This window comes from Pseudomonas triclosanedens, from assembly GCF_026686735.1.
Classification (GTDB): domain Bacteria; phylum Pseudomonadota; class Gammaproteobacteria; order Pseudomonadales; family Pseudomonadaceae; genus Pseudomonas; species Pseudomonas triclosanedens.
The window spans coordinates 2,688,237-2,706,576 of record NZ_CP113432.1 but is presented as its reverse complement, the minus strand read 5'-3'; the positions used below and the strand labels follow the sequence as shown (position 1 = coordinate 2,706,576).

The 18,340-nt window shown below is 67.7% G+C and carries 14 protein-coding genes; 7 read left to right on the top strand and 7 right to left on the bottom strand.

Annotation, left to right across the window (positions count from 1 at the left end; genetic code table 11):
- Positions 1–45: 45 nt before the first annotated feature.
- From qhpG to OU419_RS12705, 4 genes are read right to left on the bottom strand one after another with little or no spacing between them, the layout of a single operon-like run.
- Positions 46–1,374: a flavin-dependent monooxygenase QhpG gene (qhpG, locus tag OU419_RS12720; RefSeq protein ID WP_254472752.1), complete on the bottom strand. Its 1,329-nt coding sequence runs from the start codon at positions 1,372–1,374 to the stop codon at positions 46–48.
- Entirely contained in the window at positions 1,371–2,042 is a 672-nt protein-coding gene (qhpE, locus tag OU419_RS12715; RefSeq protein WP_254472754.1) for a subtilisin-like serine protease QhpE, read from the bottom strand. The genes qhpG and qhpE overlap by 4 nt, the downstream gene beginning before the upstream one ends.
- Positions 2,032–3,759, bottom strand: a complete 1,728-nt coding sequence (locus OU419_RS12710; RefSeq protein WP_254472756.1) for an ABC transporter ATP-binding protein — start codon at positions 3,757–3,759, stop codon at positions 2,032–2,034. The genes qhpE and OU419_RS12710 overlap by 11 nt, the downstream gene beginning before the upstream one ends.
- Complete coding sequence (locus OU419_RS12705) at positions 3,759–5,657, bottom strand: sigma-54-dependent Fis family transcriptional regulator (protein ID WP_254472758.1); 1,899 nt, start codon at positions 5,655–5,657, stop codon at positions 3,759–3,761. Before OU419_RS12705 ends, OU419_RS12710 begins: the two co-directional genes overlap by 1 nt.
- A 232-nt stretch (positions 5,658–5,889) precedes the next feature.
- Here OU419_RS12705 and OU419_RS12700 point away from each other — a divergent pair, with 232 nt between their 5' ends.
- The 7 genes from OU419_RS12700 (at position 5,890) to OU419_RS12670 (ending at position 15,300) form a co-directional block, all read left to right on the top strand.
- Entirely contained in the window at positions 5,890–6,294 is a 405-nt protein-coding gene (locus tag OU419_RS12700) for a MerR family transcriptional regulator (protein ID WP_254472760.1), read from the top strand.
- Positions 6,295–6,351: 57 nt separating this feature from the next.
- Positions 6,352–7,515 carry an isovaleryl-CoA dehydrogenase gene (locus OU419_RS12695; protein WP_243806826.1) on the top strand — a complete coding sequence of 388 codons (1,164 nt, stop codon included), beginning with the start codon at positions 6,352–6,354 and terminating at the stop codon, positions 7,513–7,515.
- Positions 7,516–7,640: 125 nt separating this feature from the next.
- Positions 7,641–9,248 (top strand): carboxyl transferase domain-containing protein, encoded by a 1,608-nt coding sequence (locus OU419_RS12690; RefSeq protein ID WP_254473486.1) that lies wholly within the window; start codon positions 7,641–7,643, stop codon positions 9,246–9,248.
- 10 nt (positions 9,249–9,258) lie between these two features.
- On the top strand, positions 9,259–10,056 hold the full coding sequence (locus tag OU419_RS12685) for a gamma-carboxygeranoyl-CoA hydratase (protein WP_254472762.1): 798 nt from the start codon (positions 9,259–9,261) through the stop codon (positions 10,054–10,056).
- Positions 10,056–12,017, top strand: coding sequence for an acetyl/propionyl/methylcrotonyl-CoA carboxylase subunit alpha (locus tag OU419_RS12680; RefSeq protein ID WP_254472764.1), 1,962 nt, complete (start codon positions 10,056–10,058; stop codon positions 12,015–12,017). The genes OU419_RS12685 and OU419_RS12680 overlap by 1 nt, the downstream gene beginning before the upstream one ends.
- Positions 12,018–12,116: 99 nt before the next feature.
- A complete protein-coding gene (locus OU419_RS12675) occupies positions 12,117–13,019 on the top strand; it encodes a hydroxymethylglutaryl-CoA lyase (RefSeq protein WP_254472766.1) in 903 nt (300 codons plus the stop codon).
- A 328-nt stretch (positions 13,020–13,347) separates the two neighbouring features.
- Complete coding sequence (locus tag OU419_RS12670) at positions 13,348–15,300, top strand: acetoacetate--CoA ligase (protein ID WP_254472768.1); 1,953 nt, start codon at positions 13,348–13,350, stop codon at positions 15,298–15,300.
- 424 nt (positions 15,301–15,724) lie between these two features.
- Here OU419_RS12670 and pcaC read toward each other — a convergent pair whose 3' ends face one another.
- The 3 genes from pcaC to OU419_RS12655 are packed head-to-tail and all read right to left on the bottom strand — an operon-like array spanning position 15,725 to position 18,292.
- A complete protein-coding gene (pcaC, locus tag OU419_RS12665; protein ID WP_254472770.1) occupies positions 15,725–16,120 on the bottom strand; it encodes a 4-carboxymuconolactone decarboxylase in 396 nt (131 codons plus the stop codon).
- A gap of 60 nt (positions 16,121–16,180) precedes the next feature.
- Positions 16,181–16,969, bottom strand: a complete 789-nt coding sequence (gene pcaD / locus OU419_RS12660) for a 3-oxoadipate enol-lactonase (RefSeq protein ID WP_254472772.1) — start codon at positions 16,967–16,969, stop codon at positions 16,181–16,183.
- Between the two features lie 9 nt (positions 16,970–16,978).
- Entirely contained in the window at positions 16,979–18,292 is a 1,314-nt protein-coding gene (locus tag OU419_RS12655; RefSeq protein ID WP_254473488.1) for a 3-carboxy-cis,cis-muconate cycloisomerase, read from the bottom strand.
- Between the last annotated feature and the right edge of the window lie 48 nt (positions 18,293–18,340).

The following is an 18,340-nucleotide window of genomic DNA, read 5'->3' as shown; positions in this document are numbered from 1 at the left end:
GCCGCGCATCCTGGCCAGAGGGTATTCGGTGATGGGCCTCGCGCCTTACGGTTCAGGACGCGGACGATATCCGTGCGCCAATAGCCAACCCTGGAACGCCCGGCGCCGCTCCACGGGCAGGTCCGCCAGCACCCGGGCTTCGGGCTCGGAGCGAAGACGGCGCAGCCAGGGCGCAAGCTCCATCCCGTCCAGATGCCAGATACCCAGCGGCTGGTCGGCACTGATCACCACCTCCGCCTCGTCGACGAATTCTCCGCGCAGCACCGGCGCGCGTTCGATGCGCAGGCCGAAGAAGTCCGCCGGCGCGTGGCTCGGCTGCGAGTCCGGCCAAGCTCGACGGGCCTGCCAGAACGGCTGTCCGGCCCAGCGTTCCTCGCTGGCGTAGAAATCCCGCCCGACACGGGCGAAACGCAGGAATAGATGCTCCACCCGCTGCTGGTGGAAACGCCTTGCCAGTGCTGCGCGCTCCGGGGCGCGCAGCAATGTATTGATCACCAGCGGCGCCTGCAGGGCCGACGACAGCGACTGGAATATGCCGTTGCCGGACAGCGGATCCACCGCCATCGCAGCATCGCCCACGCGGATCCAGTTGTCGCCGCAGGCTTCCAGCGACAGGATCGCCGTGCTGCTGCGGGCATGAAGGTCCAGCTCGCGCTGTTCGCCAGCGCCGAAGAACTCCCGCGCCAGCAGCGAGGCGGCGCGGCGTTCGCGGCAGTAGTCGAGCAGGTGCTCGCGTGGCGGTAGCTGGCTGCTGGCGACATCCAGGGTGAGCTGCCAGTAGCAGCGCCCGTCGCCCAGGCGAGCCATCCACGCCCAGCCGTCCGGCAGGCTTTCCACGGCACTCGCCAGAGGCCCCGGCCCGCCCTGCCAGCGATTGAGCAGGCTCAGAGTCTCCGGCCCGCGCCGGGCCTTGCCGCCCTTCTGGTTCAAAGGCGCCTGGCGGCCACGGGCCTCGACGAGGAACGCACCGCACAGCTCGCGGCCATCGTCGAGCTTCACGCTCCAGCCACGGCCGCCTTCTTCTACCGCCAGCACCTGCGCTTCGACCAATTCGACGCCCGCCGCGCGCAAGTCTTCGCGCAGGCCGGCATCGAAACGGGGGCGGTCGAGGATGTATTCGATGTTCTGCGCGCTGACCGTGCCGTTCCACTGTACGCGGCGCTGCGAGGGCGCGGCGACGCAACCCAGGGCGCGTTCCAGGCCGGCGCTGCGCAGCCCTTCCAGCACGCGCAGGGAAACCCCTTCGACGGCGGCGAAGCGGCGCCACTCACTGATGATGGCGACCGCATGGCCGAGGCGCCGCAGGCCCAGCGCGACAGCCGCGCCAGCAGGGCCGGCACCAAGGATCAGGACTGCCGGCTCGGCTCCGCTCATGCACCCACCTTCCGTTCGATACCGCGAAACGCCGCCCGCTCGCGCAGCGTCTCGATGAGCTGCGCGTTCGACAATGCCGGCTGCTCACCCAGCAGTTGCGCGAGATGGCCACTGAGCGCCGCGCAGCCGAGGCTCGCTCCGGCGCGCCCGGCAACCCTGACCGCCGCGCCGAAATCCGCCTGCGGGCTATCCAGCCACGACCACTCGCCTTCGGCGCAGCGCGCATCGCCCGTCACCCGGATCACACCCGGATAACTCGCCGGGAACACCGGCTCGCCACGCGCCGGGCTGGATGCACAAACCAATACACCGGCGCCAACCAGTTCCGCCACGGCCTCGCGCAGGAGCGGTCGGTCCTGGCGCACGCCCAGGCTCAGGTTGATCAGCCGCACACCCTGCCCAGCCAGCCAGTGCAGCGCGGCGGCGATCTGTAGCGGACTGGTCACGCCGCGTTCGTCGAACACCTGCGCCACGCACAGGCGGGCTTGCGGATTGCGGCGGAGAATGGCATCGCAGACGGCGCTGCCGTGTCCGAGGGCATCGGCCAGCGCGGCGTCCTCGCCGTATCCGCTGTCAGTCAGAAAGAAACGGCGCGCAACGATCACGCTGGCGGCCCGCGGGTCCGCGAAGCCGCTATCCACCACCCCGATCCGCACGTCAGGCTTCATATCGCTGCACCGGCTGGGGCTCACGCACGCGTATCTGGCCATCCTGCAACTCCAGGTGCAGATCGGCGGCGGCCAGCGTCGAGGGACGATGGCTGATCAGCAGGCGCGTACGCCCGGCGAACAATTGGTCAATGGCGGCGATCACCTCGCGCTCGGTACTTTCATCCACCTGCGAGGTGGCTTCGTCGAGCACCAGGACCAACGGATCCTGCAAGAGCGCGCGGGCGATGGCGATGCGTTGCTTCTGCCCGCCGGAAAGCTGCTGGCCGCGCTCGCCCAGCGGGCTGTCGAGGCCTTCGGGGAGGCTGGCGATCAGGCCGTCGAGCTGCGCAGCGCGGGCGGCCCGGTCGATGGCCTCGCGGCTCGACTCCGGCGCACTGTAGGCCAGGTTGTCGGCCAGGCTGCCGCGGAACAGCACGATGTCCTGGCTGACCACCGCCACGCGCCGGCGCAGGGCTTGCAGGTCCAGCTCGCGCAGGTCCACGCCGTCCAGCAGGATGCGCCCCTGGTCGGGGTCGTAGAAGCGTTGCAGCAGGTCGATCAGGGTGCTCTTGCCGACGCCGGACGGGCCGCTCAGGGCAACCTTGAGGCCGGCGGGAATGACCGCCTGTGCATTCTGCAAGACCGCCTGCGCGCGCCCCGGCCAGGCATAGTGCAGATTTTCCAGGCGCAGCTCGCCCACCGCCGGCATCGGCCGTGGTGAGGCGGGCGAAACGATAGCGGCTTCCTCGCCGCGCAGCTCCATCACCCGGCCCAGGCTGACGGTCATGCGCTGCAACGCCACATACAGGCCGAGCAGGCTCTGCACCGGCCCGATGGCCATACCGAGGTAGGTGGAGAAGGCGATCAGCGAACCGAGTTGCCAGGTCCCCTGCACCACCCAGTAGCCGCCGACCAGGAAGGCGCAGGCGCGGGACAGCGACATCAATGTGCCGGGTACCGTCTGGGTGAAGAATTCGGTTAGCTGCAGGCGCAACAATTGGCCCAGGTAGCCCTGCCCCAGACCTTCCAGGCGCCCGGCCTCGCGGGATTGCTGGCCGGCGGACTGGATGAATTTCATGGCCGGCAGCGTCTCGACGAAGAACGACGAGAGGTCCGCCGAACGCTCGCGCAGGCCGCGCGCCTCGCGCTCTACCTTGCGCCGCATCCAGCGCAGCCAGAGCACATCCAGCGGGATCAGCAGCGCCACCAGCAGCGACAGCTTCCACGACAGGGTAAGCAGCAGCACCAGCGCGCCGACCAGCCCGATGACACTGGAGACGGCAGAGAACAGCGAGTCCACGGCGAAGCGCTGGATCTCGGCGACGTCACCGTCCAGCCGGGACATCAGGTCGCCGATGCGGCGGCGGCCGAAGAAGCTCGGCGACAGTGTCTGCAAATGGCGGTAGAGCGCATCGCGCAGGGCGAACAGGATGCGCCCGGAGAGGCGCGTGTGCAGGTAGCGGTTGAGGCCGGACAGCGCAGTACCGACCAGCCCGGCGACGATCATCGCCGCCGCCACCGCGACCAGCACCGGGAAATTCTTCGCCAGCAGGCCGTCGTCGATCAGCAGTTTGGTCAGCCAGGGCTGCGCCAGCACCAGCAGCGATGCGCAGAACGACAGCCCGAGCAGCCCGGCAATCGCCAGCCGGTGCGGGCGCACGAAGCCATACAGCCAGCGCAGCGACGCCTTGAGCGCCTGCGGATCGTCGCTCTCGATCAGGCGGGTGAAGAACATCAGCCCACCTTGAGTTGCTTGAGTTTGCGGTACAGCGTGGCGCGGCTGATGCCCAGCGCGTCGGCGGCGGCGGAGACGTTGCCCTGGTGGCGCTCCAGCGCCTGGCGGATCAGCTCCAGCTCGTTTTCGCGGATGCTGCCGCTCTGCGGCCTTTCGCCAGCGCTGAGTTCATCCAGGGTGCTGTCGGGCAGATGCTCCAGGCCCAGCTCTTCCTCACCCTCCTCGCGCATGGCCAGCGCTGTACGCAGGACCATCTCCAGTTGGCGAATGTTGCCCGGCCAGTGGTACTCGCGCAGCAGCGCCAGCAGTTCGGTGGAAAGTTTCACCTTGGGCGCGCCGAGACGTGCGAGCACGCCGGCGGCCAGTTCGGCGAGGTCCTCGCGCTCGCGCAGGGCCGGCAGCTTCACGCTGATGCCATTGACGCGGTAGTAGAGGTCTTCACGGAAGTGCTTTTCTTCCACCAGGCGCTTGAGGTCCCGGTGGGTAGCGCAGATCAGCGCGACATCGATGTCCTGCTCCTCGCCAGCCCCCAACGGCGCCACCTTGCGCTCCTGGAGCACACGCAGCAGACGCGCTTGCAGGGCCAGCGGCATGTCGCCGATTTCGTCGAGGAACAGCGTGCCGCCGTGGGCCTGTTGCAGCCGGCCTACCATGCCGCCGCGTCGTGAGCCGGTGAAGGCACCGTCACGGTAGCCGAACAGTTCAGACTCGATCAGCCCTTCGGGAATCGCTGCGCAGTTGACCGCGACGAAGGGCTTGTCGCTGCGCGCGCTGGCCTGGTGCAGGGCACGGGCTACCACTTCCTTGCCGCTGCCGGTTTCGCCCAGCAGCAGCACCGGCAGTTCGTTCACCAGCCCCTGACGCGCCATGCGCAGCGCACGGGCGTAACGCGGGTGGTTTCCGGCCAGGGCATCGAGATCGGGACCGGCCGCCGGGCGCGGCGCGCGGGCGCTGACCGGCACCGCATGGCTGCGCAGCGGCGCTTGCAGGGTCTTGTAGAACAGCTCGCCCTTGGGCGTCTGCAGGCTGCCCACGCCGCCCTGATAGAGGCGCGCCAGCAACTGGTCGCCGCGCAGGCCGAGCAAGTCTTCGCTGCGCCGGCCCACCAGGCTTTCGCGGTTGGCACCGAGCAACTGGCAGGCCTGCCCGCTGACGGCCAGCACCTTGCCGTCCAGCCCCAGCGCCAGCAGGCCCTGCCAGGCGGAGTCGAGGTACTGCCGACGGTAATGGAAGGCGATCACCACCTGCCCCGGGTGACTGACGGCAAATAGCCGCGCCTCGATCTGGAACACTGCGAGGCTGAGCAGCGAAAGGCTTTCGCGCGGGCCGGAAAGCGGCCCCTCGCGAGTCATGTCGAGCACGCCGAGCAAGGTGCCCTGCGGCCCTTCGATGGGTACCGAGGTGCAGGAGAAGCGGCTGAGGCGGTCAAGGAAGTGCTCGCCGCAGTCGATCTGCGTGGCGCGCTTTTCCACCAGGGCGGTACCCAGGGCGTTGGTGCCACGGGAGGCTTCGCTCCAGCAGGCGCCCTGGACGATGTCGGCCAGGCCCTTGCTCTGCATGCGCTCGCGGGCACCCTCGACGGACAGGATGGTGGCGTCGGCGTTGGCCAGGATGATCACTCCATCGTGGCCCTGGCGTTGCTGCAGATAGTCGAGTTCGGGAGTGGCGGCATCCAGCAGCAGGCGGTTGCCGGCCAGCAGCACATCGGGCTCGATCCGTGTGTCGAGGGCCTGCTCGGTGCCACTCGCGCAATCCAGGCCGTGGCCCAGGCTGCGGCGCCAGGACGCGTCGATCTCCTCGCGGAGCACGCCGCTGGGCACTTCGCCCTCCTGTTGCAGGCGTTCGCGGGCAAGGTGGGCTTCACGCAGCGCGTCGCTGCTTATTGTTCTTGTAGTCATGCTTCGCTCCGGTAGGTTCCGCGCCCTGTGTTGGGGCGGAACTCGCAGGCTGGTCAGGGCTGTGTACACCCGCAGGCGGCGTCAGTAAAGGGGAAGCCCCTGCCGGCAAGGTCAGTCCCGCGAGGCAGGCAATTCCCAGGCCAGGGTTTCTTCCCACACCGCCTTCGAGGTGTGTTGACAGTGACTCGAGGCAGGTTTACGTTAACGTAAAGGTAAACAACCGAGCAAGCCCATGCCCACGACCTACACCATCTCAGAGCTGGCCCGCGAACTGGACGTCACCACCCGCGCCATTCGCTTCTACGAGGAACAGGGCATGCTCAGCCCCGAGCGCCGTGGCCAGGAGCGCATCTACAGCCCGAAGGACCTGGTGGCCCTGAAGCTGATCCTGCGTGGCAAGCGCATCGGTTTCTCGCTGGCCGAGTGCAAGGAACTGATCGACCTCTACGACCCCAGCAGCGGCAACCACAAGCAACTGCAGACCTTCCTCGACAAGATCACCGCGCGCCGCGCGCAACTGGAACAGCAACTGCTCGACATCGAGCAGATGAAACTGGAACTGGACACCGCCGAGGAACGCTGCCTGGCGGCCATGTCCGAGACCGCCAAACCCCGCAAGCAGCGCGTGCCGAGCTGACCCCGACGCCCTGCTCCGCTCTCTCATCAAATTACAAATACAAGTACAGGTGATTCCATGAGCTACCCCTCCCTCAACTTCGGCCTCGGCGAAACCATCGACATGCTGCGCGAGCAGGTGCAGGGCTTCGTCGCCAGCGAACTCGCCCCGCGCGCCGCGCAGATCGACGCCGACAACCTGTTCCCGATGGACATGTGGAAGAAGTTCGGTGACATGGGCCTGCTCGGCATCACCGTCAGCGAGGAATACGGCGGCGCCAACATGGGCTACCTGGCCCACGTCATCGCCATCGAGGAAATCAGCCGGGGTTCGGCGTCGGTTGGCCTGTCCTACGGCGCGCACTCCAACCTGTGCGTCAACCAGATCAAGCGCAATGGCAACGCGGAGCAGAAGGCCAAGTACCTGCCCAAGCTGATCAGCGGCGAGCACATCGGCGCCCTGGCCATGAGCGAGCCCAACGCCGGTTCCGACGTGGTGTCGATGAAGCTGCGCGCCGAGAAGCGCGGCGACCGCTTCGTGCTCAACGGCAGCAAGACCTGGATCACCAACGGCCCGGACGCCAACACCTACGTGATCTACGCCAAGACCGAGCCGGAGAAAGGCGCCCACGGCATCACCGCGTTCATCGTCGAGCGCGACTGGAAGGGCTTCAGCCGCGGCAACAAGTTCGACAAGCTGGGCATGCGCGGTTCCAACACCTGCGAGCTGTTCTTCGATGACGTGGAAGTGCCGGAAGAGAACGTGCTGGGCGCGGTCAACGGCGGCGTGAAGGTGCTGATGAGCGGCCTGGACTACGAGCGCGTGGTGCTCGCCGGCGGCCCGATCGGCATCATGCAGGCATGCATGGACGTGATCGTCCCCTACATCCACGACCGCAAGCAGTTCGGCCAGAGCATCGGCGAGTTCCAGCTCATCCAGGGCAAGGTCGCCGACATGTACACCCAGCTCAATGCCAGCCGCGCCTACCTCTATGCCGTGGCCCAGGCCTGCGACCGTGGCGAGACCACCCGCAAGGACGCCGCCGGGGTGATCCTCTACACCGCCGAGCGCGCCACCCAGATGGCCCTGGACGCCATCCAGATCCTCGGCGGCAACGGCTACATCAACGAGTTCCCCACCGGCCGCCTGCTGCGCGACGCCAAGCTCTACGAGATCGGCGCCGGCACCAGCGAAATCCGCCGCATGCTGATCGGCCGCGAGCTGTTCAACGAGACCCGCTGAACCCACCCGCTCCTTCGATCCCTTAGGAGCGGACCTTGTCCGCGAAATCCCGGCAACGCCGGGACAAGAGCATCGCGGAGAAGCTCCGCTCCTACGAAAGCAGCTTTCCCGCTCGTGGAGACCCCATGACCATCCTCGGCACCCAACTCAATACCCGTTCCCCGGAATACGCCGCCAATGCCGCGGCCATGCTGGAGAACGTCCAGGACCTGTGCGCCCTCCTCGGCCGCGTCCACGAAGGCGGCGGCGCCGCCGCCCAGGCCAAGCACACCGCGCGCGGCAAGCTGCTGGTGCGCGAGCGCATCAACCGCCTGCTCGACGCCGGCTCGCCCTTCCTCGAAGTCTCCGCCCTCGCCGCCCATGAGGTGTACGGCGAAGATGTCGCCGCCGCCGGCGTGGTCGCCGGCATCGGCCGCGTGGAAGGCGTGGAGTGCATGATCGTCGGCAACGACGCCACGGTAAAAGGCGGCAGCTACTACCCGCTGACCGTGAAGAAGCACCTGCGCGCCCAGACCATCGCCCAGCAGAACCGCCTGCCGTGCATCTACCTGGTGGACTCGGGCGGCGCCAACCTGCCGCGGCAGGACGAAGTATTCCCCGACCGCGAGCACTTCGGCCGCATCTTCTTCAACCAGGCCAACATGAGCGCCCAGGGCATCCCGCAGATCGCCGTGGTGATGGGCTCCTGCACCGCCGGCGGCGCCTACGTGCCGGCGATGAGCGACGAGACCATCATGGTGCGCAACCAGGCCACCATCTTCCTCGCCGGCCCGCCGCTGGTGAAAGCCGCAACCGGCGAGGTGGTGAGCGCCGAGGACCTGGGCGGCGCCGACGTGCACTGCAAGACCTCCGGCGTGGCCGACCATTACGCCGAGAATGACGAGCACGCTCTGGCCATCGCGCGCCGCTGCATCGCCAACCTCAACTGGACCAAGCAGGGCAAGCTCAACACCCGTACTCCGCGCGCGCCGCTATACGCCGCCGAGGAGCTGTACGGGGTGATCCCGGTGGACAGCAAGCAGCCCTTCGACGTGCGCGAGATCATCGCGCGCCTGGTGGATGGCAGCGAGTTCGACGAGTTCAAGGCGCTGTTCGGCACCACCCTGGTGTGTGGCTTCGCCCACCTGCACGGCTACCCGGTGGCGATCCTGGCCAACAACGGCATCCTCTTCGCCGAGGCCGCGCAGAAAGGCGCGCACTTCATCGAACTGGCCTGCCAGCGCGGCATCCCGCTGGTGTTCCTGCAGAACATCACCGGCTTCATGGTCGGCCAGAAATACGAGGCCGGCGGCATCGCCAAGCACGGCGCCAAGCTGGTCACCGCCGTGGCCTGCGCCCAGGTGCCGAAGTTCACCGTGATCATCGGCGGCAGCTTCGGCGCCGGTAACTACGGCATGTGCGGCCGCGCCTACGATCCGCGCTTCCTGTGGATGTGGCCCAACGCGAGGATCGGCGTGATGGGCGGCGAGCAGGCCGCCGGCGTGCTCGCCCAGGTCAAGCGCGAGCAGGCCGAACGCGCCGGCAGTGCGCTATCCGCCGAGGACGAGGCGAAGATCAAGGCGCCGATCCTCGAACAGTACGAGCGCCAGGGCCACCCCTACTACTCCAGCGCGCGCCTGTGGGACGACGGCGTCATCGACCCGGCGCAGACCCGCGACGTGCTCGGCCTCGCCCTCTCCGCCTCGCTCAACGCGCCCATCGAAGCTACCCGCTTCGGCGTCTTCCGCATGTAAGGCCGCCGCCATGACCGACTTCCAGAACATAGAACTCGATATCGACCCGCGCGGCGTCGCCAGCCTCTGGCTGAACCGCCCGGACAAGAACAACGCCTTCAATGCCCAGACCATCGCCGAGCTGATCCGGGCGCTGGACGCGGTGGCCAGCGACAAGCGCGTGCGCCTGGTGGTGCTGCGCGGACGCGGCAGGCATTTCTGCGGCGGAGCGGACCTTTCCTGGATGCAGGAATCCGTGCAACTGGACTACCAGGGCAACCTGGCCGACGCCCAGCAGCTCGCCGAACTGCTCTACAACCTGCATCAACTGAAGAAACCGACCCTCGCCGTGGTACAGGGCGCGGCCTTCGGCGGCGGCCTCGGTCTGGTGTCCTGCTGCGACATGGCGCTGGCCGCCGAGGATGCGCAGTTCTGCCTGTCCGAAGTGCGTATCGGCCTGATCCCGGCCACCATCGGCCCGTTCGTCACCAAGGCCATCGGCCAGCGCGCCGCCACCCGCTACGCCATGACCGCCGAGCGCTTCAGCGGCGTGCGCGCCCGCGAGCTGGGCCTGGTGGACGAGCACTACCCGGCCGCCGAGCTGGACGACAAGGCCGACGCCTGGATCGCCAACCTGCTGAACAACAGTCCGGCGGCCCTGGTGGCCTGCAAGGCGCTGTTCCATGAAATCGGCGCCGGCGAACTCAAGCCCGAACTGCGCCGCTATACCGAAGCGGCAATCGCCCGCATCCGCATCAGCCCCGAGGGGCAGGAAGGCCTGCGCGCCTTCCTGGAAAAACGCAAACCGGCCTGGCAGGAGCAAGTCTGATGAGCACGATCGATACCCTCCTGGTGGCCAACCGCGGCGAGATCGCCTGCCGCGTGATGCGCACGGCCAAGGCCCTGGGCCTGACCACCGTGGCCGTGCACAGCGCCACCGACCGCAACGCCCGCCACGTCGAAGAGGCGGATATCGCCATCGACCTGGGCGGCGCCAAGCCCGCCGAGAGCTACCTGCGCGCCGATGCCGTGCTGGCCGCCGCGAAGGCCGCCGGCGCCCAGGCCATACACCCCGGCTACGGCTTCCTCTCGGAGAACGCCGGCTTCGCCCGTGCCTGCGAAGAGGCCGGGCTGGTCTTCCTCGGCCCGCCGGCCAGCGCCATCGACGCCATGGGCAGCAAGTCCGCCGCCAAGGCGCTGATGGAAACCGCCGGCGTGCCGCTGGTGCCCGGCTACCACGGCGAGGCCCAGGACTACGCGACCTTCCAGCGCGAAGCGCAGCGCATCGGCTACCCGGTGCTGCTGAAAGCCGCCGCCGGCGGTGGCGGCAAGGGCATGAAAGTGGTCGAGCGCGAGGCCGAACTGGCCGAGGCGCTGGAATCCGCCCAGCGTGAAGCGCAGTCCGGTTTCGGCGACTCGCGCATGCTGGTGGAGAAGTACCTGACCAAGCCGCGCCACGTGGAAATCCAGGTCTTCGCCGACAAGCACGGCAACTGCCTGTACCTCAACGAGCGCGACTGTTCGATCCAGCGCCGCCACCAGAAAGTGGTGGAAGAAGCTCCCGCACCGGGCCTCTCCGTGGAGCTGCGGCAAGGCATGGGCGAGGCCGCCGTACGCGCCGCCCAGGCCATCGGCTACGTTGGCGCCGGCACCGTGGAATTCCTCTACGACGAAGGCAGCGGCCAGTTCTTCTTCATGGAAATGAACACCCGCCTGCAGGTGGAGCACCCGGTCACCGAAGCCATCACCGGCCTCGACCTGGTAGCCTGGCAGATCCGCGTCGCCCGTGGCGAGCCGCTGCCGATCACCCAGGAGCAGGTGCCGCTGATGGGCCACGCCATCGAAGTGCGCCTCTACGCCGAGGACCCCGAAGGCGGCTTCCTGCCCGCCAGCGGCCACCTCGCGCTGTACCGCGAGCCTTCCGCCGGCCCCGGCCGCCGGGTGGACAGCGGCATCCGCGAGGGCGACGACATTTCGCCGTTCTACGACCCGATGCTGGCCAAGCTGATCGCCTGGGGCGAGAACCGCGAGGAAGCGCGCCAGCGCCTGCTGTCGATGCTGAGCGAAACCGCCGTCGGCGGCTTCAAGACCAACCTGGCCTTCCTGCGCCGCGTGCTGGCTCACCCGGCCTTCGCCGACGGCGAGCTGGATACCGGCTTCATCGCCCGCCACCAGGACGCCCTGCTGCCCACCGCCACCGCCCTGCCGGAGCGCTTCTGGCAACTGGCCGGCGAAGCCTGGGTGCAGAGCGAAGCCGCCCGTGTGCGCAGCGACGACGCCCACTCGCCCTGGTCCGCCCAGAGTGGCTGGCGCAGCGGCCTGCCGGGAGAAACCGACCTGCACCTGCTGGCCAAGGGCGAATCGCAGGTGGTACGTCTGCGCCATGCCGGCGGCCAGCGCATCGCCCACCTCGACGGCCAGTGGCTGGAGGTGAAGGATGGCGACATCCGCCGCCGTCACCAGGTGATCCGCCGTGGCGACAGCCTCTATCTGGAGTGGAACGGTGAACTGGTGGCGGTGCAGCGCTTCGACCCCATCGCCGAGGCGGAAGCCGCGCACTCGCACCAGGGCGGTCTTGGCGCCCCCATGAACGGCAGCATCGTGCGCATCCTGGTCAAGCCCGGCCAGAGCATCGAGGCCGGTGCAGCTCTGGTTGTACTCGAAGCGATGAAAATGGAACACAGCATTCGCGCGCCGCACGCCGGCGTGGTGAAATCGCTGTATTGCAGCGAAGGCGAGCTGGTGTCGGAAGGCACCGCGCTGGTGGAGCTGGAGGAAACTTCGGCCTGAGGCCCGACCTCCCGCGATCTCGCAGGATGGGCGAAGCCTGGCGACCCCCATCCTGTGCTCCAGTCTCCGGCCTTCGCCCGAATCCAAAGAGGACAATCCATGACCCTGCCAACCTCCGTCCGCCTGGTCGAAGTCGGCCCGCGCGACGGCCTGCAGAACGAGAAACAACCTATCTCCGTCGCCGACAAGGTACGCCTGGTGGACGACCTTACCGCTGCCGGCCTGGGCTACATCGAAGTCGGTAGCTTCGTCTCGCCCAAGTGGGTGCCGCAGATGGCCGGCTCGGCCGAAGTCTTCGCCGGTATCCAGCGCAAGGCCGGTGTCACCTACGCCGCGCTGGCGCCGAACCTGAAGGGCCTCGAGGCGGCGCTCGAAGCGAAGGTCGAGGAAGTCGCGGTGTTCGCCGCCGCCTCCGAGGCATTCTCGCAAAGGAACATCAATTGCTCGATCAAGGAGAGCCTGGAGCGTTTCGTCCCGGTCATGGAAGCCGCCCGCCAGCATGGCGTGCGCGTGCGCGGCTATGTCTCCTGCGTGCTCGGCTGCCCCTACCAGGGCGAAGTAGACGTGGCGCAAGTCGCCGCCGTCGCAGAAGAACTGCACACGATGGGCTGCTATGAAGTCTCGCTGGGCGACACCATCGGCGTCGGTACCGCCGGCGCTACCCGCCGCATGTTCGAAGCCGTCGGCCAGCGCGTGCCTCGCGCGCAGCTCGCCGGACACTTCCACGACACCTACGGCCAGGCCACGGCGAACATCTACGCCAGCCTGCTGGAAGGCATCGCGGTGTTCGACAGCTCGGTCGCCGGTCTCGGCGGCTGTCCCTACGCCAAGGGGGCGACCGGTAACGTCGCCACTGAGGACGTGCTCTACCTGCTCGACGGCCTGGGTATCCACACCGGTATCGACCTGAACCGGCTGATCGACGCCGGCCAGCGCATCTGCGCGGTGCTCGACAAACCCAACGGCTCCCGCGTGGCCAAGGCGCAACTGTCCAAGCGCTGAGTCCGGCCGTCCCGCGGGATGGCCCAGCTTCAGCAAACGCTGCTTTCGCAAGGGCGACGCGGCGCCAGCCGATGCGCAGGGGCACCGTCCTGGCAGTTCCGTAGGATGGGTGGAGCGAAGCGATACCCATCGAGCAACGCACGACGGTATTGATGGGTGTCCGCAAGCCCCACCCATCCTACGATTGCGGTCGGCCTTGAGTACGGCTCGGGCTTTCGCAGGGGCATCTGCCTCGGCAGACCTCTCCCGCAAAAGCACGTCGCGCCCTCCTACATCCTTGAGTCCCGTGCCACACTGGTTCGAAAGAAAAACCAGACGGACGCCCAAGATGACCCCGCTGTGGACCCCCTCCCCCGAACGCATCGCCGCCACGCGGATGGACGCCTTCCGCCGCAAGGTCGCGCAGCAGCACGCCATCGACCTGCCTGACTACCAGGCGCTGCACGCCTGGAGCGTCGAGCAGCGCGAGGCCTTCTGGCTGGCCATCGTCGATGCCTTCGACGTGCGCTTCCACGAAGCGCCCACGGCGGTGCTCGAAGAAGGCCCGGCGATGCCCGACGCCCGCTGGTTCCCCGGCGCCACCCTGAACTTCGCCGAGCACCTGCTGCGCCGCCGCGACGGCAAGCCGGCACTGATCGCCGTGAGCGAAGACGAACGTCGCGAAGTAATCAGCCACGCCGAACTGGCCGCCCAGGTCGCCGGCCTGCAACGCAGCCTTCGCGAAGCCGGCGTGGGCGTCGGCGACCGCGTCGCCGCCTTCATGCCCAATACCTGGCAAACCGTAGTCGGCATGCTCGCCGCCAGCAGCCTGGGTGCCACATGGTCGAGTTGCTCGCCGGACTTCGGCATCCAGGGCGTGATCGACCGCTTCGGCCAGATCGAACCGAAAGTGCTGATCGCCTGTGCCGGCTATCGCTACGCTGGCAGGCAACTCGACCTGACCGGCAAGCTCAACGACATCCTCGCCCAGTTGCCGAGCCTTGTGCAGCTGGTCATCGTCCCCTATTCCGCCGGCCACGCGCAGATTGGCGACTTCAAGACTTCCGCGCGGGTCAGCCTCTGGCAGGACTTCTACCAGAGCGGCGGCACGCCGGTGTTCACTCCGGTACCGTTCGACCACCCGCTGTACATCCTCTATTCCTCCGGAACCACCGGCGTGCCCAAGTGCATCGTCCACAGTACCGGCGGCGTGCTGCTGCAGCACCTGAAGGAGCACGGCCTGCACACCGACCTGGGGCCGGACGACACGCTGTTCTACTACACCACCTGCGGCTGGATGATGTGGAACTGGCTGGTCTCGGGCCTCGCTGTCGGCGCCACGCTGGTGCTATACGACGGCTCGCCCTTCCACCCCGGGCCGGAGCGGCTGATCGACCTGATCGATGCCGAGCGCATCAGCGTGTTCGGCACCAGCGCCAAGTACATCGCCGCCCTGGAAAAGGCTAATGTGCGCCCGCGCCAGACCCACTCGCTGGATCGCCTGAAATGTCTGCTGTCCACCGGCTCGCCGCTGGCCCATGAGAGCTTCGATTACGTCTACCGCGACATCAAGCCGGAGCTGTGTCTGTCGTCGATCTCCGGCGGCACCGATATCGTATCCTGCTTCGCTCTGGGCAACCCCACCGCGCCGGTATGGCGTGGCGAGTTGCAATGCAAGGGCCTGGGCATGGCGGTGGAGGTCTGGAACGAGGCCGGCCATCCGGTGCCCGGCGAGAAAGGCGAGCTGGTCTGCGTGAAGCACTTCCCGTCGATGCCCGTAGGTTTCTGGAACGACGAGAACGGCGAGAAATTCCACAACGCCTACTTCGCCACCTTCCCCGGCGTATGGGCCCACGGCGACTATGCCGAGGAGACCGCGCACGGCGGGCTGGTGATCCACGGCCGCTCCGACGCCGTGCTCAACCCCGGCGGCGTGCGCATCGGCACCGCGGAAATCTACCGCCAGGTGGAAAAGGTCGAACAGGTGCTGGAATCGATCGCCATCGGCCAGGACTGGCAGGGCGACGTGCGCGTGGTGCTGTTCGTGCGCCTGCGTGAAGGCATCGAACTGGACGACGCGCTGCAGGAGCGGATCCGCCAGACCATCCGCAGCAACACCACTCCGCGCCACGTACCGGCGAAGATTCTCGCGGTGACGGATATCCCGCGCACCATCAGCGGCAAGATCGTCGAACTGGCGGTGCGCAACGTAGTACATGGGCAGCCGGTGAAAAACACCGACGCGCTGGCCAATCCGCAGGCGCTGGAGCTGTTCAGGGATCGGAAGGAGTTGGAGAGCTGAGCCTTTCAGCATGGCTATCGCTTCGCTCCACCCATCCTACGAAACTGCCAGGGCGGTACTCCAGCGCATCGGCTGGCGCCATGTCCGCTCCTGCGAAGACTCACACCGTAATCAAAACCGGTCGTAACCGTAGGATGGGTGGAGCCTGCGATACCCATCAATACCGGCACATGGGGCTCGATGGGTATCGCTTCGCTCCACCCATCCTACAAAACTGCCAGGACGGTGCTCCAGCGCATCGGCTGGCGCCGCGTCCGCTCCTGCTAAGACTCACACCATAGTCAAAACCGGTCGTAACCGTAGGATGGGTGGAGCCTGCGATACCCATCAATACCGGCACATGGGGCTCGATGGGTAAAGCTCCGCCTATCCTACAAAACTGCCAGAACGGTGCTCCCGCAAGAGCTAGCCAAGCGCTGTCGAATCACTCGCCCAGCGATTCGGTGCCCAGTTCGTTCCACACTTCCTCGGCAAGGTGGAACGTCGCATTGGCGGCGGGAATGCCGCAGTAGATCGCGCTTTGCAGCAACACTTCCTTGATCTCCTCGCGGCTCACGCCGTTGTTGCGCGCGGCGCGCAGGTGCAGCTTGAGTTCGCCTTCGCGGTTCATGCCGATGAGCATGGCGATGGTGACCAGGCTGCGGGTATGGCACGGCAGGCCCGGGCGGGTCCAGATGTCACCCCAGGCGTGGCGGGTGATCATTTCCTGGAATTCCTCGTTGAAAGCCGTGCGGTTCTGCAGGCTGCGGTCGACGTGGGCGTCGCCCAGCACTGCGCGGCGCACCTGCATGCCGGCTTCGTAGCGTTCTTTCTCGTCCATATCCAACTCCGGTGTGAAGCGCTGGCCGCCCGCGCGGGCACGGCCACGGGAAAGCCAAGGTCAGCCGCGCAGGAAACCCAGTACGCGCTGGCTGAAGGCGTCGGCGGCCTGCACGTTGGACAGGTGCGCGGCACGGAACTCCACAAGTTCCGCACCGGGGATGCGCGTCTGCAGGAAACGGCCATCCTCGGTGGTCGTCACCGGGTCGGCGGCGCCGCATACCACCAGGGTCGGCGCGGTGATCGCGCCGACCTCAGCACGGAAATCGGCGTCGCGCACGGCAGCGCAGTTGGCCGCGTATCCTTCCGGCGAAGTCTGCGCGAGCATGCCGACGATGGCATCCACGGCCGCCGGGTTGGCTTCGGCGAAATCGGCGGTGAACCAGCGCGAGATCGACGCATCGCGCAGGTTGCGCATGGCCTCGGCGCCGCCGCTGAGCACGGTTTCGATGCGCGGGTTCCAGACTTCCGGGCTGCCGATTCTGGCGGCGGTGTTGCACACCACCAGACGCTCGATGCGCTCCGGCGCATGGATGCCCAGCCACTGGCCGATCAGGCCGCCCATGGACAGGCCGCAGAAATGCGCGCGCGGGATGTCCAGCGCGTCCAACAGGGCCAGCACATCGCGGCCGTTCTGCTCGATGCTGTAGGGGCCGGGCGTGACCAGCGAGGCGCCGTGGCCACGGGTATCGTAACGCAGCACACGCAAGTGCCCGGTAAACACCGGAATCTGCGCGTCCCACATGTGCAGGTCGGTGCCCAGGGAGTTGGACAGCACCAGCACAGGCGCGCCGGCCGGGCCTTCCAGTTGATAGTTCAGGTCGCCATCGGCGAGACGTACGGCAGGCATGCAAGGCTCCTAGCGCAAAGTAAATGTTTGATGTTCGGCCAGCGCGCGCTCGACCCAGCGGCGCGCCTGGCCCAGGTAATGGGCCGGATCGAGCAGGCGATCCAGCTCCCCGGCGCTCAGTTGCGCGGCGACGTCGGCGTTGGCGCCGAGCACCGCGCGCAGGTGTGCGCCCTCCTTCACCGCCTGCTTGCAGCATTGCTCCACCAGGTGGTGCGCGGCGTCGCGGCCGATGCGCTGGGCCAGGGCGATGCTCACGGCTTCGGCGAGCACCAGGCCACGGGTCAGGTCGAGGTTCGCCAGCATGCGCTCGGCATCGACCTCCAGCCCTGGCACCAGGCTCAGCGCCTGTTGCAACGCGCCGGAAACGAGGCAGCACAGCTCCGGCAGGCTTTCCCATTCGGCGTGCCACAGGCCGAGGCTGCGCTCGTGCTCCTGGGGCATGGCGGCCAACAGGGTCGCGACAAGGCCCGGGGCGCGGGTGGCCGCGCCGATCAGCACCGCGGCGCCCACCGGGTTGCGCTTGTGCGGCATGGTGGACGAGCCGCCCTTGCCCGGCGCGGAGGGTTCGAAAACTTCGCCGGCCTCGGTCTGCATCAGCAGGCTCAGGTCGCGTCCCAGCTTGCCGAGGCTTCCGGCGATCAGGCCGAGCAGGCTGGCGAACTCGACCAGGCGGTCGCGCTGGGTGTGCCAGGGTTGCTCGGGCAGGTGCAGCTTCAATTCTTCGGCCAGCGCTTCGGCCACTGCGAAACCCTGCTCGCCCAGCGCTGCGAGGCTGCCGGAAGCGCCGCCGAACTGCAGGCATAGAAGGCGCGGCTTGAGTTCACCCAGACGCTGGCGATGGCGGGTGATAGCACCCAGCCAGCCGGCGATCTTCATGCCCAGGGTGACCGGTGTTGCGTGCTGCAACCAGGTACGGCCAACCATCGGTGTGCCAGCATGGGCCCCGGCCTGGGCAGCGAGGGCATCGGCCAGGTGGCCGAGATCGCGCTCCAGTAGTTCGATGGCCATGCGCAGTTGCAGGACCAGCCCGGAGTCCATCGCATCCTGGCTGGTGGCGCCCAGGTGGACGTAGCGTTCGGCCTCGGCGTCCTCGGCGGCGATGCGCTTGCCCAGGGCCTTCACCAGCGGAATTGCGGAGTTGCCAGCACTGCAGATGGCCTGGGCCAGTGCATCGAAATCGTAGAGTTCGGCGCGGCAGGCAGCGGCGATGGGCGCCATCGCGCTGGCCGGGATAATCCCGACGCGGGCCTCGGCGCGGGCCAGTGCGGCCTCGAAGTCGAGCATGCCCTGCACCCGGCCCCGGTCGCTGAAGACCGCGCGCATGGCGGGCTGGGTGAAGTAGGCGTCGAACAGGAGATTGTTACTCACGGG